Genomic DNA, 24,287 nt, shown 5'->3' with positions numbered 1-24,287 from the left:
GGCGGGTCGGTGTCACCTACTTCGACCTTCAGGCCCCCGCCGGGGGCCTGAAGGCGTTTCCGCCCCGGCCCCCGCGCCGGCGGCGGCGGGTGGATCAGGTCAGCGGCCTGAGCAGGTCGGGGACCCCGGCCGAGTCGGGGGCGTCGCGGTCGCCCGCGAGCACCGTGAGCCGCTGCGTCGCCCGCGTCAGCGCCACGTACAGCACCCGCAGCCCCGCGGGGGACTCCTCCGCGATCTCCGCGGGCGACACGACGACCGTGGCGTCGTACTCCAGGCCCTTGGCCTCGAGGCTGCCCAGCGCGACGACCCGCTCGCCCAGGCCCTCCAGCCAGCCGCGGGCCTGCGCCCGCCGGTTCATGGCGACCACGACACCGACGGTCCCGTCGACCTCGTCCAGCAGCCGCGCTGCCGAGGCCCGCACGCTCGCGCCCAGGTCCGGTCCCGCGACCTCGTAGCGCGGCACCACGCCCGTGGAGCGGACCGCACGCGGCGACTCCATCCCCGGCATGGCGAGCGCCAGCACCGTCGAGGCGACCTCGGCGATCTCCGCCGGGTTCCGGTAGTTGACAGTGAGCGTGAAGCGGCGGCGCGGCCGGCTGCCCAGCGCCTCGTCCCGCGCCCTTGCCGCCTCCTCCACGTCCGACCAGGAACTCTGCGCCGGGTCCCCGACGATCGTCCAGGTGGCCGTACGCCCGCGGCGGCCGACCATCCGCCACTGCATCGGCGTCAGGTCCTGCGCCTCGTCCACGATGACGTGGGCGTACTCGGTGCGCTCCTCGTCCAGCCGCTCCGCGCGACCGCGCCGCCCGCCGGGCATCCGGTCGGCGTAGGTGGTGACCTCGTCGAGGCCTGTCAGCTCGTCGAGCGGGTCGGCCTCGCGGCGCTTGGGCCTGGGCGCGGGGCCGAGCAGCGTCTCCAGCTCGTCCAGCAGCGCCACGTCGTGCGCGCTCGCACCCTCCCTGCGCAGCGACCGCGCCACCCGCCGCACCTCCGGCGGCGACAGCACCCGGCGCGCCCAGCGCGCCAGCCGCTTCTCGTCCGCGAGCGAGGCCAGCACCCCGCGCGGCTCCAGCACCGGCCACCAGGCGTCGAGGAAGTCGATGAAGTCCTGCTCGGTGGAGATGTCCTCGTCGAAGCCCTGCCGCTCCTCCGCGGCGAGTTCTGCGTCGTCGAAGCGCCGGCCGGTCTTGCGCCACAGCATGTCGAGCAGCAGCCGCCGGGCGCGCGGACGCAGCAGGTTCACCGGTGCGGTGCCGCCCAGCGCGTTGTGCCGCACATCGGACAGCTCGCCGGCCGACAGCTCCACCCGCCGCCCGAAGGCGACCACCCGCAGCGTCGCGGGGGCGCTGCCCGGCTGGTCGAGGCAGCCGCGGGCCGCGTTGCGCAGCACCTTCTGCATCCGCAGGGACCCCTTGACACGGGCCGTGGCGGGCTCGTCGTAGAGGTCGGCGGTCACCCCGTCGACCAGCGAGCCGACCGCCCTGATCGCGACCTGCCCCTCCTCGCCGAGCGAGGGCAGCACACCCTCGGTGTAGGCGACGAGCAGCGGCGTGGGGCTGACGCACAGGATGCCGCCCGCGTAGCGCCGCCGGTCCTGGTAGAGCAGATACGCCGCCCGGTGCAGGGCCACCGCCGTCTTGCCGGTGCCAGGACCGCCGGTCACCTCGGTGACGGACGCGGCGGGCGCCCTGATCACCAGGTCCTGCTCGGCCTGGATGCTGGACACGATGTCCCGCATCGTGTGCGTCCTGGCCTGGCCCAGCGCCGCCATCAGGGCACCGTCACCGACCACCGGGAGTCCGGTGGTCAGCTCCGGGCGCAGCAGGTCGTCCTCGACGCCCAGCACCCGGCGGCCCTTGGACCTGATGACCCTCCGCCTGACCACCCGGCCGGGCGCGACGGGCGTCGAACGGTAGAAGGGCGCGGCTGCCGGCGCCCGCCAGTCGATGACCAGCGGGGCGTAGTCGGTGTCCAGCACGCCGATCCTGCCGATGTGCAGGGTCTCGGCGATGTCGGCCGTCGCGTCCTCGCGGATCGCGTCGTCGGCCGGGTCGACGGAGGTGAAGGCGCCGTCCGCGCCCTTCTTGCCGTCCTTGCCGCGCAGCAGGTCCACCCTGCCGAACAGGAAGTCCTCGAACTCGCTGTTCAGCCGGTTCAGGTGCACCCCGGCCCTGAAGACCTGCGCGTCCCGCTCGGCGAGCGCGCCGGGGGTGCCCACCTGGCCCCTTTTGGCGGCGTCGTTCATCAGGAACTCCGCCTCGTGGATCTTCTCCTCCAGGCGGCGGTACACGCGGTCGAGGTGCTCCTGCTCGACGGCGATCTCCCGTTCCCTGACCCCGCCGCCCCCCTGCCGGTCCTGAATTGCGGTCTGCGCGGCCACGCAGGACCCCCTTCGTCATGTACGTCATGCGCCGCCCCGCGCGAACCGATCCGCGCGAGGGGCAGCCTGCAACCGTACGCGACCTGCGCGCTTCTGCCCACCCGGCGCCTCCGGCAAGGTCCGCGAATTCGCCCCGCGGGAGTCACCGTCAGGCGTTGCGCAGCGCCGGTCCCGTACGGCGGCGGTGCCGGGCGACCCGCTCCCGGTTGCCGCACACCTCGCTGCTGCACCACCGGCGGCGGCGCCCCCTCGAGGTGTCCAGGTAGACAAGGGCGCAGTTCTCGCCCTCGCAGCGGCGCAACTGGGAGCGGGCGAGGGGGTCGGTGAACAGGTCCACCGCGTCCCGCGCCACGGCAGCGAGCAGGCCCGCCGCGTCGAGTGGCGCCGCCAGTGCCCTGGTCAGGGCGCCGTCGTCGCCCACCACGGCCCGCGGTGCGGGCGGGGCGGCGGCCTGTGCGGCCTCGTTCAGCCCGGCCACCGCCTCCGGCGGCGGTGCGGTGCCGGCGAGCTGGGCGGCCACCAACGCCTCCAGGTGCCTGCGGAGGTCCTTCAGGCCCCGCGCCCAGTCCTGGTCCGCGGCCACCGGTGTCCCCCGCGGGACCAGCCCCGTGCCGTACACCCAATCGACCACGCGCTCGACCCGGTCGAGCCGCTCTCCCACGGGTCGCGCCATCCGCGTCGCCACCAGGTCAAGACACACCCGCCCCCCGTCGAACCTCAACTCCCCCATCGCCCCCTCCCTCTCATCCGTCGCCGCCCCCAGAGTGCCGGTACCTCCCGGTCGGGGGCTAGAACCCTGCATCACCGTGCCGTGAGCTTCTGCCCCTTCCCCGGCCGGCAAATGCGGCTCCCCCGCTCCCGGCCACGGATGACGGCCTCTCCCGGCGGGCACCGCCCCGCCGTGGCCGGACCCGGCTCCTCCCCGGGCTCCCGGGTGCCCTCGGCAGCACGCCGGTGGGTGCCCCCAGGCGATACCTCGGGGCTGAGCCGGGCGGGGCCCGGGGGCCGGGCGCCCGGCGGGTCGCGGCGCTCGGAAGGGGGTACCGGCGCGACCGCGGCGGGCAATGCCTGGCCCGCGGAGCAGCGTCGTGGCGACGGCCACGAACGCCGTACTCGGGGGAGGCACCCCCGGGGCGCGGGCGCGGTGTCCCCCGAGGCGCCGGGTGCGGCGTCGTCCGGGCGCGGCCGGGAGGGGTCAGACGGCGTCCGAGGCGTATTTGTCGGCGTGCGGGTCGAGGGAGAGCCGATAGCCCCGCTTGACCACCGTCTGGATCAGCTTCGGCGACCCCAGGGCCGTGCGCAGCCGCGCCATCGCCGTCTCGACGGCGTGCTCGTCCCGCCCCGCCCCCGGCAGCACGCGCAGCAGGTCGGCCCGGGAGACGACCCAGCCGGGGCGCCGGGCGAGGGCCCGCAGGAGGGCCATCCCGGCCGGCGGCACCGGCCGCAGGGTGCCGTCCACGACAGCCGCCTGCCCGCGGATCTCGACCTGGTGGCCGGCCACCGGCAGCGGGCGTACCCGCCCCGGCAGCTCCCTGGCGAGGAGTTGCACCAGCGGCCCGAGCCTGAACCGCTCGGGTTGCAGCGTGGGCACGTCGTGCGCCTGCAGCGGCATCGCCGTCATCGGCCCGACGCACGCGACGAGCACGTCACGCCGGAAGGCGGTGATCAGGTCGTCGAGCCGTCCGCGCTGGCCCGCGCGGCCCAGCAGCGACGCCGCCGCGGGCGCGCTGGTGAAGCTCACCGCGTCGAGCGAGCGCGCGAACACCGCGTCGAGCAGCCGGTCGACGGGCCCGAGGTCCTCCGGCGGCATCCAGCGGTAGACGGGTACGGCCACCACCCGCGCCCCGGCCACCCGCAGGGACTCGATGAAACCGGGCAGCGGCTCCCCGTGCAGCTGCACGGCGACGCGCCGCCCGTCGACGCCCTCCTCGAGGAGCCGTTCCAGCACCTCCGCCATGGATTCCGAGGCGGGCGACCACGCCTCGGTGAGCCCGGCCGCGCGGACCGCGCCGCGTACCTTCGGGCCGCGGGCGAGGAGTTCGACGCCTGCCAGCCGCCGCAGCAGCGCGTCGCCGAGCCCCCACCCGTCGGCGGCCTCGATCCAGCCGCGGAAGCCGATCGCCGTGGTGGCGACGACGATGTCGGGTGCGTCGTCGAGCAGCTGCTTGGTGGTGGCCAGCAGCTCCGCGTCGTCGGGCAGCGGCACGATCCGCAGCACCGGTGCCCGCAGCACGGCCGCGCCGCGCCGTTCGAGGAGCGCGGCCAGTTCGTCGGCGCGGCGGGCCGCCGTCACTCCGACGGTGAATCCCGCCAGCGGTGCGACCGCCCCGGGTCCGCCGTTCCCGCTCGCCTGCTGCGCCTGCATCGTTCCGCCCCACTCTGCTGCCGGATTTCCGTTCGCGTCCCGCCACCCCGCCGGGTACCGGCATCGTCGCAAGGCGGGGTGACGGGTTCGGTTCGCCGGGATTTCCCGGGTGTTACGTACCTGTCCGCCCCGCTCACACCTCCGCGTAGGCTGCCGCGCCGGTGGGGGCGCTCTGCTCGGCGCCGGCCGCCGGGCCCGCCGCCCGTCGCAGGTATACGGCCCAGGTGACCACGAAGCAGATCCCGTACCAGGCCAGGAAGGACACGAAGGCGGGTGTGCCGGACTTGGTGTCGAGGAAGCTCTCGCGGAAGGCCAGGTTGATGCCGACTCCGCCGAGCGCGCCGACCGCGCCGATCAGGCCCATGGACGCGCCGGACAGCCGCCGCCCGTGCGCTGCCGCGGCCTCCCCTGTGAGGCCCTTGGCCTCGGCCTTCTTCTGGAAGATGCCGGGGATCATCTTGTACGTGGACCCGTTGCCGAGGCCGCTGAGCACGAACAGCGCGATGAAGCCGGGCAGGAAGAGGCCGAGCGACTTCTGCTGCGACGCCATGACGACGACGCCGGTCGCGGCGGCCATGGCCAGGAAGTTCCACAGGGTGATCCGCGCACCGCCGAAGCGGTCGGCGAGCCGGCCGCCGAGCGGGCGGATGAGCGAGCCGAGCAGCGGTCCGATGAAGGTCAGGTAGGCGGCGTGCAGCGGGGTGCGGCCGAACTGGTTCTGCAGCACGAGGCCGAAGGCGAAGCTGTAGCCGATGAAGGAGCCGAAGGTGCCGATGTAGAGGATCGCCATGATCCAGGTGTGCGGGTCCTTCGCGGCGTCGATCGCGGCCCCGGTGTCGTTGCTGACCGCCGTGAGGTTGTCCATGTAGAGCGCGGCGAGCGCGGCGGCGACCACGATCAGCGGGATGTACACGGCGAGGACGACCCGGGGGTGGCCGGCGCCCGCTGTCGCGATGACCAGCAGGCCGACCAGCTGGATCGCGGCGACGCCGATGTTGCCGCCGCCGGCGTTGAGGCCGAGCGCCCAGCCCTTCTCACGCAGCGGGTAGAAGGAGTTGATGTTGGTCATGGAGGAGGCGAAATTGCCGCCGCCGACGCCGGTGAGGGCCGCGACCACCATCAGGGTGCCGTAGGAGACCCCGGGCTTCATCACGACGGCCGCGGTGACGGTCGGGATCAGCAGCAGCAGCGCGCTGGCGATCGTCCAGTTGCGGCCGCCGAATTTCGCCACCGCGAAGGTGTACGGCACCCGCAGCACCCCGCCGACCAGCGTCGGCATCGCCACGAGGAAGAACTTCCCCGCGGGATCCACGTGGTATTCGGGGCCCATGAACAGCACCATCACCGACCACAGGCTCCAGATGGAGAAGCCGATGTGCTCGGACAGCACGGAGAAGACCAGATTCCGCAGCGCGACCTGCCTGCCGCCGCCCTCGCGCCAGAACCTCTCGTCCTCGGGGTCCCACTGCTCGATCCACCGGCCGGTCCATCGACTCATGGTGCCTCCCTGTGACCTGGTTCCCGCCTGCTGCCGGGTGTTGCCCCGACAGTAGGCACGGCACGTTACCTCTTCGTGCTCGCAGGTCACATGAGCGCAACCGCGACCTCATTCGGTGCGGAGGGGCGTTGTGAGGCCGGAAACGCCGAACGGCGCCCCCCGGCTGGGAGGCGCCGTCCGGCGCATGGGATGAGTGGAGATGGCGGGAATCGAACCCGCGTCCTGTGGTGCGGAATCAGGGCTTCTCCGAGCGCAGTCCGCTGTGCTTTTCTCGGCCCCGGCAGTCACGCGGACAAGCCGCCGACGGGCCCAGTCACTGTTTGATTTCCTTACCGGACCCGCGACCGGTCCGGTAAGTTTAGATCCCTTGATGATGCCAGGATCCGGGTCGGGATCACCCCCGGGCTGACACTTCGCAAGTCGCTACTTAGGCAGCGAGGGCGAAGGAATCGCGCTTGGTGTTGGCGATTATTGGTTGCGACATATGGTTAACGAGATCATTGCCGCTTCCTCGGCTCGCTTCCCCTGCTTCGACATCCCCAGTCGAAACCGATCATCCCCATGTGGTGTTTTCAATGTGCACACCGGGCTCACCATGGCCCGGTGCTGCTGACTCCATCGTACGTGATCAGCGCGCGGCACGGCCAGCGTATTCCCGCGGCGTCGGCCGTACGGGTCAGCTGTACGGGTCAGCCGCGCCGGGTCGTACTCGGGCCCGCGGTCGCCTGACCGGTCAGGAGCGCTGGCGGCGGCGGGCCGCGGAGACCGCGCGGTCCGACTCACGGCGGTCCTGCTTCTCCCGCAGCGTCTGGCGCTTGTCGTACTCCTTCTTGCCCTTCGCGAGCGCGATCTCGACCTTCACCCGGCCGTCCTTGAAGTACAGCACCAGCGGCACGATGGTGTGGCCGGTCTCCTGGGTCTTGTGGACCAGCTTCTCGATCTCGGCGCGGTGCAGCAGCATCTTCCGCTTCCTGCGCGCCGAGTGGTTGGTCCAGGTGCCCTGGGTGTACTCGGGGATGTGCACGTTGTGCAGCCACGCCTCGCCGTCGTCGAGCTGGGCGAAGCCGTCGACGAGCGACGCGCGGCCCATGCGCAGCGACTTGACCTCGGTGCCGGTGAGCACCAGGCCTGCCTCGTAGGTGTCGAGGATCAGGTAGTCGTGTCGCGCCTTCTTGTTCTGCGCGATGATCTTGCGACCGGTCTCTTTTGCCATAGCCCCGTCATTCTCCCACTAGGAGGGGGTGCCCAGGCCAGCGATTACTTCGCGTGCCTCGACGGCGGGATCCTCGCCGCCGGTCACCTGGACGTCGGGCTCGATGCCCCGGCCGTCGACGCCGCGGCCGTCCGGCAGGCTGTAGTGGCCGACGGTCAGCTCGGCGACCGAGCCGTCCGGCAGCGTGCTGGGCATCTGCACCGAGCCCTTGCCGAAGGTGCGCGAGCCGACGACGACCGCCCGGCCGCGGTCCTGGAGCGCCCCCGCCAGCATCTCGGCGGCGCTCATGGTGCCGCCGTCCACCAGCACGACCAGCGGCTCGGAGCTGGCGCCGCCGGCGGTGGCGTACAGCGCCTGCTGCCGGCCGTGCACGTCGTAGGTGGCGACGAGGCCGCCGTCGAGGAAGGCGGACGCCACGGAGACGGCCTCCTCGACCAGGCCGCCGGAATTGCCGCGCAGGTCGAGCAGCACCCCGTGCTTCGCGGTCCGCACCGCGGCCCGCACCTGCTCGCCGGTGCCCAGGGTGAAGGCGTCGATGGCGATGTCGGTGGGGCCGTCCTGGCCGCCGGGGCTGCTGACGGTGACCGCCTCGGTGGCCAGGGTGGCCCGCTGCATGGTGACGGTCCAGTCGCGGTCCGCCCGCCGCATGCGGAGCGTGACGGTGCTGCCGGGCACGTTGCCGCCGCGCAGGTCGGCGACGACCTCGGTGACGGCGAGGCCGTTGCACATGGTGGAGTCGATGGAGTCGAGCACGTCGCCGACCCGGATGCCCGCGCGCTGCGCGGGGCTGCCCGACTGCACCCGGGCGATCTGGATCCGGCCGCCGTCGATCCGCCGCACCCACAGGCCGACGCCCACGTAGCGCCCGTCCAGCGCCTCCTGGAGGCCGGCGTACTCCTGCGCGGTGTAGAAGGAGGACCAGCGGTCGCCGCTGCGGCTGACCAGCTTCTGCACGGTCTTCGCGCCGACCTTGCCCTGGGCGATCTCCTGGGCGATGCGTTCGCTGTCGACCGGTACGCGGTCGGCGTCCGTACCGGCCCTGTTCGAGGGGGCCTTGGCGTCGGCGGCACCGCTCGCGCCGTCCGTGGGCGCCGTCTTGGCGCCGTCGTGGCCGGATTCCGCGGCCGGGGCGGCCGCGATACGGCTCCTGGGCCGCTGCTGGGGCTCCGCCAGGCTGCCCGCCGCGGCGCCGGTGGCGAGCAGGGTGCCGAAGACCAACGTCAGGGTCGCCCCGCGGCGGATGCGGCGGGGCGTCCCGAACAGCAACGGGCCGGACATGGCGGGAAGTCTAGGCCAGAAACGGTCGTCGTACGGAAAGAAACGACGACCGCCGGACGGCCCGGCGAGCCATCGCGCCGGGCCCGGTCAGACCCTCAAGTACCGCCGCAGCGCGATGAACGCGGCAAGCGCGGGCATCAGGAAGCCGATCAGCAGCACCAGCGGCAGCACTTGGACGACCGAGTCCCAGCCGAGGAAGGACACCAGCGGGATCTTGTCCTGGAGCTTGAGGCCGGCGTCGATCATGAAGTACCGCCCGCCGAGCAGCATCACGCAGGCGACCGCGGCGCCGACGAGGCCGGCGAAGGCCGCCTCCATGATGAAGGGCATCTGGATGTAGAAGCTGGAGGCGCCCACCAGCCGCATGATGCCGGTCTCCCGGCGGCGGCTGAAGGCCGACACCCGCACGGTGTTGATGATCAGCAGCATCGCGACGGTCAGCATGAACGCCAGCACCACGTATGCCGCGGTGGTCATACCGTTCAGCAGCGAGAACAGGTTCTTCAGCACCGCCCGCTGGTCCTCGACCGACTGCACGCCGGGACGCCCCTGGAAGGCGCTGGCGATGACGGTGAACTTCGTCGGGTCCTTGAGCTTGACCCGGTAGTTCTCCGGCATCTGGTCGGGGGTGATGGAGGCGGCCATCGGCGAGTTCTTGAACTGCTGCTGGTAGTTCTTGTAGGCGCCCTCGGCGCTCTCGTAGTAGACCTTCTCCACGATCGGGAGCTTCTTGAGGTCCGCGAGGATCTGCTTCTTCTGGTCGTCGGTCACCGCGCCCTTGGCGCAGCTGGGCGTGGAGCCCGCGTCGCTCTTGTTGCACATGTAGACGGTGACCTGGACCTTGTCGTACCAGTAGCCCTTCATCGAGTCGACCTGCTTGTTGGCCAGCAGGGCGCCACCGGCGAGGGCGAGCGAGAGCGCCACGGAGATGATCACGGCGAAGGTCATCGTCAGGTTGCGACGGAGGCCGACGCCGATCTCCGACAGGAAGAACTGGAGACGCATGGGGGTCGAGGTTCCTTTCGGAAGGGGGGACGGTGTCCTGCGGCCTGCCGGCTAGTGCTGGTAGCCGTAGACACCGCGCGACTGGTCGCGAACCAGCCGCCCCTTCTCCAGTTCGATGACGCGCTTGCGCATCTGGTCGACGATGTTCTGGTCGTGGGTGGCCATCACCACGGTGGTGCCGGTCCTGTTGATCCGGTCCAGCAGCCGCATGATGCCGACCGACGTCTGCGGGTCGAGGTTTCCCGTCGGCTCGTCCGCGATCAGCAGCATGGGCCGGTTCACGAACGCGCGGGCGATCGCCACCCGCTGCTGCTCACCACCGGACAACTCACCCGGCATCCGGTCCTCCTTGCCGGCCAGGCCGACCAGGTCGAGGACCTCGGGCACCGTCTTGCGGATGGTGCCGCGGGCCTTGCCGATCACTTCGAGCGCGAAGGCGACGTTCTGGGCCACCGTCTTGTTCGGCAGCAGCCGGAAGTCCTGGAAGACCGTGCCGAGCTGGCGCCGCATGTGCGGGACCTTCCAGTTCGACAGCCGGGCCAGGTCCTTGCCGAGCACGTGCACCATGCCGGTGTCGGTGCGCTCCTCACGGAGGATGAGCCGCAGGAACGTCGACTTGCCCGAGCCCGACGAGCCGACCAGGAAGACGAACTCACCCTTCTCGATCTCCAGCGACACATCCCGCAGCGCGGGACGGTTCTGCTTGGGGTATGTCTTGGTGACGTTGTCGAATCGGATCACGTTCGCACCAGGGGTTTGCGGGGAGAGCGGACAGGGGATGAGGGCGACACTACGCGACAGCGCAAGTCGTGCGCAGTCGTCGTAGCGGGTTGGTGGGCCGTCCCACAGGGCATATTCGGGCAAGCCCGTCATTCCCACTCCTGCCGTCCCGCGGGCACGGTGCCCGGGAACCTGGGACAGTGGATACTACGTACGCGGTGCCGCCCGGAGGACTGGAGCAGACCCCCCTCGGGAACGATTCACCCACCGGTAGCGTTCACCGGACGGAGTGAGGAGATCACCATGACAGTCGATCGGCTGGTGTGCGCGAACTGTTCCGGCCCGGTGGCCGAAGGCCGCTGCCCCGTCTGCCGAGCCAACCGCGCCCGCATGCAGCAGGAGCCGGGCTGGTCCTCGATATCGCCCGCGGCACTGATTGCCCTCCTTGTGGCCCTCCTGGCCGTCGTCCTGGTCGTGGAGCACGCCACGGCGTGACCCGCCCGCGCCCGGGATCGGGCGCCCTCGTGTACCCCGTGACCACACCTCCCGGCGACTCGCCGGAATGAGCATCCCGTGGTAGGCGTCGACCCTCACCGCGCGCCAGGCCGGTGCTCCCTTTGCACTCCTTACTCACACCCTTCGCGCTCCTCGCTCCTCTTCCTTTGCGCTCCTCGCGCGGCGCTCCCCGCTGCTGCCCGGGTGGACGGCCCCGGGCAGGACAGCCAGGTGGATCAGTCCGCCAGCGGGACCGCGACGGTGACGGCGCCCCGCATGTCCAGCCATGCCGTGTCGCTGCCGCGTACCAGGCGGAGCACCACGCCGGAGCACGTGGAGCAGCGGGCGGTCAGGCCGGGCCCGCGGGCGTAGACCCGCAGGCCGGCCACCGGGCCGGTGGAGCCGCAGTGCGCGCAGCGGCTGACCGCCGCGGTCACGTCCACGGCGAACAGCTCCGACAGCGGGCCCGCCAGGGCGTTGCCGTCCAGGTAGTCGTCGTGGCCGTCCTCGGGCACGGTCGTGGTCATCTCAACCTCCGCTGGGGCCGAAGCGTTCGGTGCGGATGCGCTGCGGGTCGTGGCCCAGGGCCAGCAGCTGGACCGCGGCCGCCTCCACGAAGCCGGTGGGCCCGCAGACGTAGACCGTGGGTTCGAAGTCCGCGGGCCACCCCCACTGCGCCAGGTCCTCAGGGGTGAGGCGACCGGCAGGCCGGGGCGAACCCTCGGGGGCGGCGCGGGTGTGGATGTAGGTGACGTCGAGGCCCGGAGAGCCGCGGTCCAAGTCCGCCGCGTACAGGCGGTCGGCGGGCTCCCGCAGCGAATACAGCAGCCGGAAGGGCACCCGGCTGCCCGCCGCGTCCCGGGTCCTGATCATGGCCATCAGGGGCACGAGACCAGAGCCGCCCGCGATCAGCAGCACCGGTTCCGTCTGCTCCGGTCGCCACACGAACCAGCCGCCCACCGGCCCGCGGATCTCGATCAGGTCGCCGACCTCAAGGACGTCGGTCAGATACGGCGACACCTCGCCGTCCCCGATCCGCTGCACGGTCAGCTCCACCTTGCCGTCGTCCCGGGTGGACGCGAGGGAGTAGCTGCGCTGCGTGCTGTAACCGTCCTCCGCGGTGAGCCGCACGTCGACGTGCTGGCCCGGCAGGCTTCCGGCCCAGCCGGGCACGTCCAGGAGCAGCGTCTGCGCGGAGGCGGTCTCCGCACGCCGCTCCAGCAGCTCGGCCGCCTGCCAGCGCAGCCGCGTCGCTAGTCGCCCTGGTACCGCTGCTCGCGCCATGGGTCTCCGTAGTCGTGGTAGCCGGCGCTCTCCCAGAACCCCGGTTCGTCGTTCAGGAGGAGCTCGATCCCGCGCACCCACTTCGCGGACTTCCAGAGGTAGAGGTGCGGCACGAGCAGCCGCGCCGGGCCGCCGTGCTCGGGCGCCAGGTCCTCGCCGTCGTAGCGGAAGGCGATCCAGGCCTGGCCGTCACGCAGGTCCTCGAGCGGGAGGTTGGTGGTGTAGCCGCCGTAGGAGTGCACCAGCGCGTACTCCGCCGCCGACCCGACGCCCTCCAGCAGGGTGTCCACCGAGACGCCCTCCCAGTCGGTGCCGAACTTCGACCACTTGGTCACGCAGTGCAGGTCCACCGTCGGGCGCTGGCTGGGCAGCGCCATCAGGTCCGCCCACGACCAGGTGCGACGCTCACCGGTCTCCGCGGCGACCGAGAACTCCCAGTCCTCCCGGGACACCCGCGGTGTCGGCCCCGCCGACAGCACAGGGAAGTCATGGGTCTCGTACTGCCCGGGAGGCAGCTTGTGCCCCGGCTCGGGCCGTCGGCCGTGGAATCCGCGCGAAACGATGGGCATGATCGCTGTCGACCTCCAGCGGGCCGGGCCCGCGAGATACCTGATCCACCGGCGTCCGGACCCGCGCCGACCCGCGCCGGTGCGGCGGACGGCGCGTGCGCCGGCATGCGGCGAAGCGTCTCCAGCCCACGCTAGGCGCGGCCCTCCGAGGCTGCCAGTCGTGGCCGCCCGCCGCGACGCACCGCGGGGGCCCGCGACGGGCGACCGGCGCCGAGCGTCAGGCTTCCATCGCCGCCCGGTCGGACGCGCTGCGCAGCACGCAGAATTCGTTGCCCTCGGGGTCCGCGAGGATCGCCCAGCCCGAACCGTCGGGCTTGCGGTGATCGGCGACGAAGGCCGCGCCGAGAGCCAGCAGCCGCTCCACCTCCTCATCCCGCGAGGTCTCGGGGCGCAGGCACAGGTGGATCCGGTTCTTGCCCGTCTTGGCCTCCGGCACCTGGTTGAAGTGCAGCACCGGCCCGTCCTCCGACAGCAGCACCTGGGCCTCCGGGTCGCCCGGGAAGTCCTCCGGATGCAACGGCCGCCCGGTCACCCCGCTCCAGAACCGCGCCAGCTCATACGCGTCCGCACAGTCGATCGCCACGTTCTGCACCACTGAAACCATGCGCGCGAGCCTCCCCGATTCCGGCCCGAAACGCCACCGGCCGGCGAGGGCTCCTTACAGAAAGTACGGTTTGGCAAGCGAATCCACCGGCACCACAAGGACGCCGCGGCCGATCGGTCCGAGTGCGTCGCGGTAGGCGCACAGGTCATCGGGATCAGAGGTGACGATCATCGCCTGCTCATGGCGTCCGGCCACGACCGCGACAAGGGCGTCCACGGCATCGGGACGCTTCCTGGCGGGCAGTGAGGCCACCGCGGCGACCGCTCCCGCACGCTTGGCGTCATCGACGGTGTGCCCTGCCATGCACACCCCGCACGCCGGAGGTGTGCGGTCGGCCGCGAAGACGGTGCAGGTGGGCAGGACGCGGCTCAGCGCCGTCCAGTGACCCGGCTGGGGACGCCACGCCTGCGCGAGCACTGGCACCAGCACGACAGGGGGATGCTGCCCGGGCCGCGCCACAAGCCGGTTGTGGAACTCGTGGGCGTCGGGGTCACGCCGCTCCAGCGCGATCAGCGCACCCGTGTCGTAGACACAGACCGTCACGCGGCAGCGCCACGCGTGCGCCGGGCGGCTTCCGCATCGGCCGCGTCCAGAAACGCGTCCACAGCGGAGGTCTGCTCCGGCGAACTCTCCGGCATGTCCGCGGCCGGCGCCTCCTCGGCCGCCTGGTTGAGCCGGTCGATCTCCGCGAAGCCCTGGGTTACGCGGTCCATCCGCGCCACCTCCGCGAGCGCGGCGATCCGGAGGAACGCGGACAGGTCCAGCCCCATGGCATCAGCGGCTGCCCGGATCGCTTCCTCTTCTTCCGCCTCGAGCGTCAGAGTCATGCGGTGCTTCGCCATGGCCACAGCGTATGACGCCGTAGGACGCACGGGCAACCGACCCGGCCACGAGCGTGCGACCGGCTCTCTCCCCACCTCGACCGCACGCCCCCGCATTTCCGGGGCACCCTCACCGCGCGGGTGGCCAGCGCAGTGCGAGCATGTCGCTTGGGGAACCCTGCGAGAACCCGGCGTTCACCACCGTGTCCCGGAAGACCTCGTAAGGCCACTCCTCGACACCTCCCGGCTGTGCCCCTTCACCACAGACCAAGCCGCGCAACAGCCAGCCCGGTCCGTCGGATCCGATGAACCGCACGGCCATCACGTCGGCCGAGCCGTCCCTCTTGCGCACCGGCTGCTCGGCCCTGACCTCGCTCCCGACCGCGCCCGCCCACTCCGTCGCCGTACCGCCGGAAGCGAGCACAGCATCGCGGAGTTGGCCCCGGACGATGTCCCAGGGCCGTTCGACAGAAGCCCGGAACGCCTGCAACTGCAGTGCCGTCCGCTCCCCGAACAGGGTCACCGCGACAACCGTGCCTCCGCCACGGGCGTCCATCGGGTCCAACCTGACGTCAGGACCTGATGTCTCCCCGTTCCGCACGACGGAACCACCGCATCGAAAAAACATAGGCCAGCCATCACAGGAATTAGCGAGACTTTCCCACTTCCTCTGCTTTTGTTCCCAAATTACCTACGCCCCGTACCCGGGTGCAGCGATAAGCGCCGACTCGAAGTACCGCCCATCGTCATCGCCAGAGATCTCGGGAAGTGTCCTTCTCCAAAGCCCGATGAAGACGTCGGGAGCCATAACATTCAACCCATCGTCTTCGATTTCGAGCTGGAACATTTCGGATAGCCGCGAGATAACGACGTCGGCAGGTTCCTCGAACAGAGACAGTCCGCGGAAGGTGACCTGAACGTTTTCGTCGGGGCGGAACAGCTCAATGGCACGCACTACTCCACGGGGATCGAAATCAAGAGAAATCGACAGCTGGGAGTCATAGTGAGCAAATCCCTTATTCCTGACCTCCCCCACTGCGGGGGGAACGAACCCCGGCAGTTCCCTGAGGGCCTGCTCGGCGGCTTCGATCGGCATGCCGATCTGCAGGCTGCCAAATCCCCGGGGAGGGTCGAGATCGATGACCATGAATCGCCTCCAGGACGGTACCTGCGGTGGCCTACCACAGGGTCAGTTGCACGTGAACTTGTTGAGGGACGCCGCGCAGCGCTTGGTACTGCGCGTTTCCACTTAGGCCGCCAATCATATCGCCGATGGCGTTGTTGTACTTTCCGGGGAAGCGCGTAAGGACGTCATTGATGTCATTCATCATGGCTGCATCGATGCGGCCGGAGTTTACGAGATCCGTCTGCATCATCCTCCAGGCTTTGGGCTCCGCGCGACTGCCCTGCCCCGTCGACCACACCTGCCGATGGTCCGCCTTTTCCATCCGGATTGCCGGTCCCTTGCCGTACGAGATGGCACTTCCGGTCGAGGCATCTTGCGGCATGTGATTGATCTCTTGGGGGCCGTTAAAGCCCGGCTGGTTCGCCGGCTTCAGGCTGCCATGCGTCCCACCGACGTTACTTCCACCGCAGTTGTGGACCAGGACCGGCGTGGCCCCCGCCAGGACATAGTACGAGTGGAGGTCCGCGACCGTGAGGTCGTAGGTGACCGCTTGGCGGTGGTAGTTGCGGACCGTGGCGACGGTGACCGTGGTGCCGTCGGGCTGGCGGAGGTGGGTGCCGGGGGTGAGGGACTGGGCGTCGGTCCAGCGGTGGTGGGTGGCGTCCCAGAAGGGGTGGTGCCAGGTGGTGGTCAGGTGGGCGGGCGGGGCGTTGGGCCGGGCGTCGTCGGTGGTCAGGGTGAGGTCGGTGAAGTCCTGGTCGGTGTGGGTGACGATGACCTTGAGGACCTTCTCCGGGCGGGTCACGCCGGTCTGCGGGTCGGTCGCCTGGACCGTGTCACCCGCCTTGAACTGGGAGATGGCCTTCGTCTCCCCGCCGGCCAGGGAGACCGGGGTGTCGGCGAGGAAGCTGTGCACGGAGCATGACGGCGCCGGGCTCGGGGCCTCCTTCGCGGCCGCGTCCGCCGCGGCGTCCGCGTCGTTCATCGCCGCCGCCGAGGCAGCCTCACGTTTCGCGGCCAGGACGTCTTCCGCGACGTTCACCGCTTCCTGGGTGTCCTTGACGAGGCTTTCCGCCTTCTCCACCTCGCGCCAGACCTTGAACGCCTTGACCCCGACCTTGAAGGCCTTGAAGACCTTCGTCCACGGGACGCTGCCGAGGGCTGTGTTGATGCAGCCCATCACGTTGCCCTCGGTGAAGCAGCTGATCGCGTCGTTCACGCCGATGAGGTCGCCGACCAGGTGGACGATCTTGCTGACCAGGCCCTCCTTGTGCGCCCTGGCCGCGGCGGCGACGTGGTTCGCGGTGTCGGCGGCGCGCTGGGCGGCCGCGGCATCGTCGTGCGCCTTCTGGGTGCTCGCGGACGCGCTTGGCTTGCTCGACCCGCCGCCGCCACCGCTGCTGTCGTTGCCGCTGCCCGGCTGATGCGCCCGCTTGTCGCCGAAGACGAACTGGCCGTTGTGGTAGTGGCACTCGTAGTAGAGGCAGTCCTCCGGCTGGTTTCCGCTCGGATCGGACAGCGTGACGGGGCTGTTGTCCGAGTAGGCGTAGGCGTTCAGCGACTGCGGGTCGCCTGGTGCGAGGATCGGGTCTGGGGTCAGGAAGCGGCCGGTGGTGGCGACGATCTGACGGTACTCGTGCCCCCGCAGGTCGCCACGCCCTGACGGCGCTCAGCGCACAGAGGGCGGGGCCGGAACGCGTCGTGCGTTCCGGCCCCGCCCCTATGGTGCCTGTGCGTGCTGTGCGTCAGGCCACGTTGCGGCGGCCGGCCGCCAGGCGCGGGCTGAAGCGGAAGCCGATGCCGCCGGCGATCAGGGTCGCGGCGCCGATCAGCAGGAAGGTCGTGCCGTTCGAGCCGGTCTCGGCGAGCTGGCTCGTGGTGTCGCCCTGCGGGACCTGCTGGGTGTTGTCGGTGCTGGGGTTGTTGTTACCGCAGTCGACACTGTCCCCGGTCAGGGTGCAGGTGTTGTTGTTGCCGTTCGGGTTGGTACCGCTCGGCGACGTCGGGTTCGAGGAGGAGCCACCGTTGGCGTTGCCGCTGGTGGTGCCGGTGGACGGCTGGCCAGGTGTGGTCGGCTCACCCGTCGGGTCGGTCGTCGGGTCCGTGGTGGGATCCGTGGTCGGGTCCGTGGTCGGATCCGTCGTGGGGTCGGTCGTCGGGTCCGTGGTGGGATCCGTGGTCGGGTCCGTGGTCGGATCCGTCGTGGGGTCCGTCGTGGGGTCCGTCGGCGGGGCAGTCGTCGGCTCGCCCGTCGGTCCCGCGTCCGTGCCGTTGATGGTGGCTTGCGAAGGTCCGTCCAGAACGGAGATCGGCGACCTCGGCGCGCCGTCGTTCGATACTGCCTGGGCCGCGCCCACGGCCGTCAGGGAGGCGCCGCCGGCTATGACGGCCGCCGCGGCTATGCGGGCGACACGCAGCCGCGTGTTGCGCTTGCTCATGAGTCAAGTACCCCCAGTAGATGTCTGCTTCGGGCTGCGCAGGCAGGGTGAGGGTTGTCACTGGAGGGAATCTTCAACGCTCGCCCCCGTGCGCTGACGCCTCAAACATGCGCATGCCGCGCAACACCCTCGCGGCTTTCCCCGGCACCGTCAAGGTCATTAAGCACACAATGTGCCAATTACCCCAGAGTGCCCGGTACTTCTCCACAGGTCTGTGACATGAACAGCGTCACAGCGGCTCAAGCCGCCGTCTTCTCCCGGGACTTGCGCCAGCGGATGCCCGCCTCGATGAAGCCGTCGATGTCGCCGTCGAGGACGCCCTGGGGGTTGCCGACCTCGTGGTCGGTGCGGAGGTCCTTGACCATCTGGTAGGGGTGCAGGACGTACGAACGCATCTGGTTTCCCCAGGAGTTGCCGCCGTCGCTCTTGCCGAGGGAGTCCATCAGGGCCTGCTCCTCCTGGCGGCGGCGTTCGAGCAGCTTGGCCTGGAGGACGTTCATGGCGCTGGCCTTGTTCTGGATCTGCGAGCGCTCGTTCTGGCAGGAGACGACGATGCCGGTGGGGATGTGGGTGATGCGCACCGCGGAGTCCGTGGTGTTGACACCCTGGCCGCCGGGGCCCGAGGCGCGGTAGACGTCGACGCGCAGCTCCGACTCGTCGATCTCGACGTGGTCGCTCTGCTCGACGACCGGCAGGACCTCGACGCCGGCGAAGGAGGTCTGGCGGCGGCCCTGGTTGTCGAAGGGGGAGATCCGCACCAGTCGGTGGGTGCCCTGCTCGACGGAGAGGGTGCCGTAGGCGTAGGGGGCCTTGACGACGAAGGTGGTCGACTTGATGCCGGCCTCCTCAGCGAACGAGGTCTCGTAGATCTCGGTCGCGTAGCCGTGGCGCTCGGCCCAGCGCAGGTACATCCGCTGGAGCTGCTCGGCGAAGTCCGCGGCGTCGACGCCGCCGGCCTCGGCGCGGATGTTGACCAGGGCCTCGCGGGCGTCGTACTCGCCCGACAGCAGGGTCCTGACCTCCATCTCGTCCAGCGACTTGCGGACCTCTTCCAGCTCGGCCTCGGCCTCGGCGCGGGTGTCCGCGTCGTCCTCGGCCTCGGCGAGCTCGAAGAGCACCCCGAGGTCGTCGATACGGCCGCGCAGCGTCTCGACCTTGCGCAGCTCGGCCTGCAGGTGGGAGAGCCGGCTGGTGATCTTCTGCGCGTTCTCCGGGTCGTCCCACAGGGACGGCACGGCGGCCTGCTCCTCAAGCGCGGCGATGTCGTTCCGCATCCGGTCGAGGTCGAGGACGGCCTCGATCGACCCCATGGTCGAGGACAGGGATTTCAGTTCTTCGGATACATCGACGATTGCCACGGGTCCAGCCTACCGGCTGGCCGAAACCTACCGCCCCGGTCGGCACCGGGCGGGCGGTGTCAGGCCTCGCGCCGGGGCCGGGGGCCGGTCATACCGAGGCTGTCGCCCGGCTGAGGGTGCCGGACGGTGTGCGGGTGAAGATCTCCAGCGTGTGCGGTGTGGCGGCCGCCGCGCCCAGCGCGGTGGCGGTGCCGGGCAGCGGGGCGGCCGACCAGTCGGCGTCGGGGGCGACCGCGGCCTGGCCGCCGGGCGCGAAGGCGTAGAGGCGGCCGCCCGCGGCGACCGCGTCGGGGCGGGCACTGGCGTCCAGGCCGCGGACGACGGTGGCGGGCCGCCAGGCGCCTGCGGAGCAGGGCAGCTGCAGGACGGCGCCGTCCGCCTTGCGCACGACGAACGCGTCGAGGGTGCCGCGGGCCCTGGAGACCAGGGCGGGGGCGGCGGTGATACGGCCCGCGGTGGGCACGACGGCCCAGGCGTTCCAGCGGCTGCCGACCAGGGAGGCGGTGACGAGGTCGCCGCCGACCCTGCCGACCAGGTCGATCCTGCCGGGCTCGGAGGACGCGGCGGCGGGGGCGGCGTCGAAGTGGGTGCGCTCGTCGACCTGGGACCAGGAGTTCCAGTGGGTGCCGGTCATGGTCCTGCGGTAGAGCAGGCCGTCGGTGCCGACCGCGAACAGGTCGATGTGCCCGGCCTTGGCGGAGACCGCGGCGGGGTCGTCGGCGACGCTTATCCCGCCGAGCTTGTGCCACGGGCCGTAGCCGGAGCCGTCGCGGACCACGTACCAGATGTTCTTGTCCTGGCCGCGGGCGAAGACGTAGGTGGCACCGTCGGCGACGAGCGCGCGCGGGCCGCCGACCAGCGGGACCCCGGCGGCGGGGACGCCCTGGAAGGCGGACCAGTGCGGCAGCGCGATCGGCTGCCCGGTACGGCTCTGCGGGGCGTCGGCGCCCGCGGTGGGGGCGGCGGGGGTGGTGGCCCTGTGCGTGGTCGCGGGGGCCGTGTCGGTCGGGGGCGGGGCGTCGTCGCGTGACGTGCCGGGGCCTGCGGAGCCTGATGACCCCGCCGAGGCGATGCTCCAGCCGCCGATGCCGGCCACGGCGAGCGCGGCGGCGGCCGCGGCGGCGAACCGGATCCGGCGCTGCCGCACGGCGTCGGACACCGCGCGGTGCCGCGGGCTGGCCGGCCGCCCGGGCGCGGAGGCGCGGCCCTTGGCGGCGGCGCGGGAGGAGGCGCCGAAGCCGGCCAGTTCCTCCGCGGTGGGCAGTTTGATGCTGGTGTGGGTGTCCCGGCTGGAGTCGGGGGCCGCGCCCCGCACCAGCGGAACCGCGCCCCTCCTGCGGTCGCGGCCCGGCGGCGCGGCGGGGGCGGCAGGAGGCGCGACGGGCGGCGGCTCCTCGTCCCCCTCGCCGTACCCGCCCTCGTCGCCCCCGTCACCGGGCGCGGCCACGTCCAGCGCGGGCAGTCCCGCGAGCCGGGGCAGCAGGTCGCGGAGCCTGGCGGCCAGCTCGCCCGCGGTGAGCCGGGAGGCGGGCGCCTTGGCGAGGCAGGCGGTCAGGATCCGCTCCAGCTCGGCGGGCAGGCCCGGCAGCGGCTGTACGGCCTCGGTGACGTGCCGCCGCAGGACGGCGCCCGGGTGGCCGCCGCCGAAGGGTGTGAAGCCGCCCAGCAGTTCGTAGAGCACGGTGGCGAGGGCGTAGATGTCGACCGAGGCGCGCGGCGGCAGGCCCTCGATGATCTCTGGGGCCAGGTAGTCGGGGGTGCCGATGATCCGGGTGGCGCGGGTGCGGCGCGGGGAGTCGACGAGGCGGGCGATGCCGAAGTCGGTGAGCAGCGCGGGCGGCGCCCCGCCGGGGCCGGCGGGGGCGGCGGAGTCGAGCAGGACGTTCTCCGGCTTGACGTCGCGGTGGACGACGCCCGCGGCGTGCGCGGCGGTCAGCCCGTCGGCGACGTCCGCGGCGATGGCCACGGCGGCCTCGGGGGCGAGCCGGCGTTCGCGTTCAAGTCGGGAGCGCAGGTCGGTGCCGCGGACCAGGTCCATCACCAGGGCGAGGTCGGCGCCGTCGACCACCAGGTCGCGGATGCCGACGATGTGCGGGTCGTCAAGCGACAGCAGGGCGGTGCGCTCCTGCACGAAACGGCCGACCAGGTCCCGGTCGGAGGCCAGGTCCTCGCGCAGGAGTTTGATGGCGACAGGGCCCTCGGGGCCGTCACCGAGCCACACCGTGCCCGCGGATCCCCGCCCGAGCACCTGGTGGGCGGTGTAGCGGCTGCCGATCTTCCTGGCCAAGGCTTGCTCCGACTCCTCCGGCGGTCCGTCGCGTGGGCGACCAAGCGTTGGCGACAAAGCTACGCGGATCGGGGGCCGTTCGGGGTACGGGAGGCCGGTGAGTAGGCGTTCTGCACGAGAAATCACCCTTCGGAAGTCGACAAATCCCCAAGGTGGCCGCCGGAACGGGCGCGCGAAGGGGTCCGCCGTACGCGGGCGGGGGTGCGTACGGGCGTACGAAACCAGGGCGGGTGCGGCACGGGACGGGCGGGACGAAGGGGACTCACGGTGCGCCCGTCCCGCCTGCTCCCGGTGCGGCCGATCCCGGTACGCCGGATCCCGGTGCCGCCGCACCGGCTGGGGTGACTCCCGGCGGGGTGACTCCCGGTCAGCCGTTGCCGGTGAGCCCGTTGCCGGGCAGGCCGCCGGTGAGGCCCTTCAGGTCGGGCGTGTTGTTCAGGTCGGGGGTGTTGCTGCCCTGGCCACCGCCGGAGTCGCCGGTGATCGAGGAGAGCTTGTCCCACGCCGAATGGGCCCAACTCGACGTCGCGTCCCACAGGTTGCGCGTGCTGTCGACCCAGTCGGGCAGCGGGGTGGTGTACCAGATGACGACGAAGAGCACGATGATCACCAGGATCACCGTCAGGCAGCCCTTGAGGCAGCCGAGGCCCGGGATCTTGACCGGGTTGGCGCTGCCCCGCCGCGGCTCCCGCTGCCGCGGCTCGGGAGCCGGGGCCGGCGGGCGCTGCTGGGGCTCGTAGCGTTGCGGCTGCGGCTGCTGCCTGGGCTCGTAGGCCTGCGCGGGCCTGGACTGCTGCCGCGGCTGCTGCTGAGGCTGCTGCTGGCGCGGCTGCTGCGAGGGTCCCTGCTGCTGCGGATAGCCGTAGCCCTGGCCGCCGCCCTGCTGCTGGTACTGCTGCTGCTGCTGCGGGTAGCCGTACCCCTGGCCTTGGCCCTGTGCCTGTCCCTGGCCCTGCGCGCCGGGCCTGCCCTGGTCCGGCTGGCTCGGCTGGCCCGGCTGGCGGCGGGGGCGGCGGAAGAGCGGGTCCATCTCCGGCGGCAGGTAGCGCGCCTCGGTCTGGTCGTTGCGCTGCCGGGCCGCGCTGAGCTGCGACTCCCAGGGGTGCGGGCCCTGCGCCTGCGCGGGCTGCGGGTGGCCGCCCGGCACCGGCGGCAGGATGCGGGTGCCGTCGGCGGCGGGCCGCTCGGAGCGGTCGCCGCCCGAGGGCAGCACGCTGGTCGCGGCGTTCGGGTCGTAGGAGCCGCCGCCCTGGCCGGAGGGCAGCACCTGGGTGGGGTCGGCGTCGCCGTGCCCGGCGCCCTGCGGGCCCTGGCCGGTGCCGGGCACCAGCGTGGGCGTCTCGTCGGGGGCCAGCAGCGCGCCCACGCCGAGTGCCGCCTCGGCCGCCGCGGGGCTGGCGTGCACGCCGACGCCCGCCGCGACCACCCGCAGCGCGCGGGCCAGGCTGTCGGCGCTCGGCCGCTGTGCGGGCTCCTTGCGCAGGCAGCGCTCGATGACCGTCCACAGCGGTTCCGGCACGGTGCTGGGGCGGCGCGGCTGCTGGTTGAGATGGGCCTGGAGCACCTCGATGGCGTTCTCGCCGTGGAAGGGGGTGCGCCCGGTGACCAGCTCGTACAGCAGGATCCCGGCGCCGTAGACGTCGACGGCGGAGGTCTGCGGGCGGCCCTGGGCGGACTCGGGCGCGACGTAGGCGGGTGTGCCGACGAACTCGTGGGTCCTGGTGACGCCCGGCGAGTCGGCGAGGCGGGCGATGCCGAAGTCGGTGAGCATCGGGTGCATCCGCTCGCTGCCGTCCTCGCCGGTGTGGGTGGCGAGCAGCACGTTGGCGGGCTTGAGGTCGCGGTGCACGACGCCGTCGGCGTGGCTGGCGGACAGCGCGTCGGCGACGGCCGCCGTCAGCAGGGAGGCGGCGACCGGGGTGAAGGGGCCGTTCTCGCGCAGGTAGCGGTGCAGGTCGGGACCGTCGATGAGGTCCATCACCAGGGCGAGCAGATCGCCCTCGACGACGAGGTCGCGGACCCGCACGATGTGCGGGTGGCGCAGCCGGAGCAGCACCGACCGCTCGCGCAGGAAGCGCATCACCACGTCGGGGTCGCCGGCCAGCTCTTCCTTGAGCACCTTGACCGCGACGGTGGTGCCCGCCTCGTCGCGCACCTGGGCACGCCAGACGGTGCCCGTGGCGCCGCGTCCGAGCGGCTCCTCCAGGAGGTACTTGCTGCCTACCGGCCGCACGTCATGCGCTCCCTGCTCCGTAGTGACCGGGCCCTCGCGGTGCCCGATTCCGGCCAAGCGTAGTGCCGTGCGGCGGACAGTGGCCGGACAGCGCCGCCGGGATTCCCGGGTAGGACGCCGCGGAGGGGTCCGCGGTTGCGTGGCCGCGGGCCCGTCACCGGTGGGACGCCTTCCGCCGGGCCGCCGCACGGGCCTCGCAGGAAACCGCCGCCGGTCCGGCTCGGGCAGGGGCGCTGTCCTGCCCGTGAACGCTCGGCGGCCCGCCGTCGATCCCCCGCCCGGGGACCGCGTGGCGGCCGCGGAACGGCCGGATCAGGTCACTTCGGGCCCGGCCGCGGCCGGTGGGCCTGAGGTGAGTGCCAGGTGAGTGGCCCGTTCCGCGGCAGGGCAAGATCAACGGGGGCGGTACCGGCGTCGGGATGTCGGTGGCGAGTGGGAGGATGCACCCCGTACGGTCCGGTGGGGCGGCGGGGGGCGGTCCTGCCGCTCGTGCCTGCGCGCCGCCGGAAGCGTCCGGTCCGGTACGCGGTCGGTCAGGTGTCAGTGTCAACGCGCTCGTGCGCGGTCCGGGAGGGGTCTTCCCGCCGCGTGCCCGGGCAGAAGGGACCGCGGA

The 24,287-nt window shown here is 72.0% G+C and carries 22 protein-coding genes, 1 other RNA gene and 2 pseudogenes; 2 read left to right on the top strand and 23 right to left on the bottom strand.

All coding sequences use genetic code 11. The features are described 5' to 3' along the window. Positions 1-94: 94 nt before the first annotated feature. The 9 genes from ACGFMP_RS05235 to ftsE all read right to left on the bottom strand — a co-directional run bounded on the left by ACGFMP_RS05235 (position 95) and on the right by ftsE (position 10,480). A complete protein-coding gene (locus tag ACGFMP_RS05235) occupies positions 95-2,380 on the bottom strand; it encodes a HelD family protein (RefSeq protein WP_393670401.1) in 2,286 nt (761 codons plus the stop codon). A gap of 148 nt (positions 2,381-2,528) precedes the next feature. After that, positions 2,529-3,110 carry a CGNR zinc finger domain-containing protein gene (locus tag ACGFMP_RS05230; RefSeq protein WP_393670400.1) on the bottom strand — a complete coding sequence of 194 codons (582 nt, stop codon included), beginning with the start codon at positions 3,108-3,110 and terminating at the stop codon, positions 2,529-2,531. A 465-nt stretch (positions 3,111-3,575) separates the two neighbouring features. Continuing rightward, complete coding sequence (locus tag ACGFMP_RS05225) at positions 3,576-4,745, bottom strand: uroporphyrinogen-III synthase (RefSeq protein WP_393670398.1); 1,170 nt, start codon at positions 4,743-4,745, stop codon at positions 3,576-3,578. A gap of 133 nt (positions 4,746-4,878) precedes the next feature. Beyond that, on the bottom strand, positions 4,879-6,243 hold the full coding sequence (locus ACGFMP_RS05220; RefSeq protein ID WP_393670397.1) for a nitrate/nitrite transporter: 1,365 nt from the start codon (positions 6,241-6,243) through the stop codon (positions 4,879-4,881). Positions 6,244-6,434: 191 nt separating this feature from the next. Beyond that, positions 6,435-6,804: a transfer-messenger RNA gene (gene ssrA, locus ACGFMP_RS05215) on the bottom strand. Between the two features lie 172 nt (positions 6,805-6,976). Further along, a complete protein-coding gene (smpB, locus tag ACGFMP_RS05210; RefSeq protein WP_393670396.1) occupies positions 6,977-7,456 on the bottom strand; it encodes an SsrA-binding protein SmpB in 480 nt (159 codons plus the stop codon). An 18-nt stretch (positions 7,457-7,474) separates the two neighbouring features. Continuing rightward, the gene (locus tag ACGFMP_RS05205) at positions 7,475-8,734 is read right to left on the bottom strand and encodes a S41 family peptidase (protein ID WP_393670395.1); all 1,260 of its coding nucleotides are present in this window, start codon (positions 8,732-8,734) and stop codon (positions 7,475-7,477) included. 87 nt (positions 8,735-8,821) lie between these two features. Continuing rightward, complete coding sequence (ftsX, locus tag ACGFMP_RS05200) at positions 8,822-9,739, bottom strand: permease-like cell division protein FtsX (RefSeq protein WP_393670393.1); 918 nt, start codon at positions 9,737-9,739, stop codon at positions 8,822-8,824. Positions 9,740-9,790: 51 nt separating this feature from the next. Beyond that, the gene (gene ftsE, locus ACGFMP_RS05195; protein WP_393670392.1) at positions 9,791-10,480 is read right to left on the bottom strand and encodes a cell division ATP-binding protein FtsE; all 690 of its coding nucleotides are present in this window, start codon (positions 10,478-10,480) and stop codon (positions 9,791-9,793) included. 282 nt (positions 10,481-10,762) lie between these two features. Between ftsE and ACGFMP_RS05190 the strand changes: the two genes are divergently transcribed. Continuing rightward, a complete protein-coding gene (locus ACGFMP_RS05190; RefSeq protein ID WP_033176262.1) occupies positions 10,763-10,954 on the top strand; it encodes a hypothetical protein in 192 nt (63 codons plus the stop codon). Positions 10,955-11,190: 236 nt separating this feature from the next. Here ACGFMP_RS05190 and ACGFMP_RS05185 read toward each other — a convergent pair whose 3' ends face one another. The 9 genes from ACGFMP_RS05185 to ACGFMP_RS05145 form a co-directional block, all read right to left on the bottom strand. Continuing rightward, positions 11,191-11,481, bottom strand: coding sequence for a DUF6510 family protein (locus tag ACGFMP_RS05185; protein ID WP_393670391.1), 291 nt, complete (start codon positions 11,479-11,481; stop codon positions 11,191-11,193). A gap of 1 nt (position 11,482) precedes the next feature. Next, positions 11,483-12,238 (bottom strand): ferredoxin reductase, encoded by a 756-nt coding sequence (locus tag ACGFMP_RS05180; RefSeq protein ID WP_393670390.1) that lies wholly within the window; start codon positions 12,236-12,238, stop codon positions 11,483-11,485. After that, positions 12,208-12,807 (bottom strand): sulfite oxidase-like oxidoreductase, encoded by a 600-nt coding sequence (locus ACGFMP_RS05175; protein ID WP_393670389.1) that lies wholly within the window; start codon positions 12,805-12,807, stop codon positions 12,208-12,210. Before ACGFMP_RS05175 ends, ACGFMP_RS05180 begins: the two co-directional genes overlap by 31 nt. 217 nt (positions 12,808-13,024) lie before the next feature. Beyond that, complete coding sequence (locus ACGFMP_RS05170; RefSeq protein ID WP_393670388.1) at positions 13,025-13,411, bottom strand: VOC family protein; 387 nt, start codon at positions 13,409-13,411, stop codon at positions 13,025-13,027. A gap of 54 nt (positions 13,412-13,465) precedes the next feature. Next, on the bottom strand, positions 13,466-13,954 hold the full coding sequence (locus tag ACGFMP_RS05165) for a hypothetical protein (protein WP_393670387.1): 489 nt from the start codon (positions 13,952-13,954) through the stop codon (positions 13,466-13,468). Next, the gene (locus ACGFMP_RS05160) at positions 13,951-14,253 is read right to left on the bottom strand and encodes a hypothetical protein (protein ID WP_393670386.1); all 303 of its coding nucleotides are present in this window, start codon (positions 14,251-14,253) and stop codon (positions 13,951-13,953) included. The genes ACGFMP_RS05165 and ACGFMP_RS05160 overlap by 4 nt, the downstream gene beginning before the upstream one ends. A 109-nt stretch (positions 14,254-14,362) precedes the next feature. Next, positions 14,363-14,788 (bottom strand): DUF3710 domain-containing protein, encoded by a 426-nt coding sequence (locus ACGFMP_RS05155; protein WP_393670385.1) that lies wholly within the window; start codon positions 14,786-14,788, stop codon positions 14,363-14,365. 135 nt (positions 14,789-14,923) lie between these two features. Then, positions 14,924-15,379: a hypothetical protein gene (locus ACGFMP_RS05150; protein WP_393670384.1), complete on the bottom strand. Its 456-nt coding sequence runs from the start codon at positions 15,377-15,379 to the stop codon at positions 14,924-14,926. Positions 15,380-15,410: 31 nt separating this feature from the next. Further along, complete coding sequence (locus ACGFMP_RS05145) at positions 15,411-16,577, bottom strand: polymorphic toxin-type HINT domain-containing protein (protein WP_393670382.1); 1,167 nt, start codon at positions 16,575-16,577, stop codon at positions 15,411-15,413. Between the two features lie 31 nt (positions 16,578-16,608). Between ACGFMP_RS05145 and ACGFMP_RS05140 the strand changes: the two genes are divergently transcribed. Further along, positions 16,609-16,782, top strand: a complete 174-nt coding sequence (locus tag ACGFMP_RS05140; RefSeq protein WP_393670381.1) for a hypothetical protein — start codon at positions 16,609-16,611, stop codon at positions 16,780-16,782. An 89-nt stretch (positions 16,783-16,871) separates the two neighbouring features. Here the strand turns inward: ACGFMP_RS05140 and ACGFMP_RS05135 are convergent. The 5 genes and pseudogenes from ACGFMP_RS05135 to ACGFMP_RS05115 all read right to left on the bottom strand — a co-directional run. Beyond that, positions 16,872-17,006: pseudogene (locus tag ACGFMP_RS05135) on the bottom strand (hypothetical protein); the annotation flags it as partial. A gap of 97 nt (positions 17,007-17,103) precedes the next feature. Beyond that, a complete protein-coding gene (locus tag ACGFMP_RS05130) occupies positions 17,104-17,796 on the bottom strand; it encodes an LPXTG cell wall anchor domain-containing protein (protein WP_393670379.1) in 693 nt (230 codons plus the stop codon). 239 nt (positions 17,797-18,035) lie between these two features. Beyond that, entirely contained in the window at positions 18,036-19,154 is a 1,119-nt protein-coding gene (prfB, locus tag ACGFMP_RS05125) for a peptide chain release factor 2 (protein WP_393670377.1), read from the bottom strand. A 1,012-nt stretch (positions 19,155-20,166) separates the two neighbouring features. Then, positions 20,167-21,441: pseudogene (locus ACGFMP_RS05120) on the bottom strand (serine/threonine-protein kinase); the annotation flags it as partial. A 367-nt stretch (positions 21,442-21,808) separates the two neighbouring features. Next, positions 21,809-23,674 (bottom strand): serine/threonine-protein kinase, encoded by a 1,866-nt coding sequence (locus ACGFMP_RS05115; protein ID WP_393670376.1) that lies wholly within the window; start codon positions 23,672-23,674, stop codon positions 21,809-21,811. Positions 23,675-24,287 lie beyond the last annotated feature (613 nt).

The organism is Streptomyces sp. NPDC049040 (assembly GCF_043197715.1).
Lineage (GTDB): Bacteria > Actinomycetota > Actinomycetes > Streptomycetales > Streptomycetaceae > Actinacidiphila.
The sequence above is the reverse complement of the archived record's forward strand: the minus strand, read 5'-3'. Positions and strand labels throughout refer to the sequence as shown.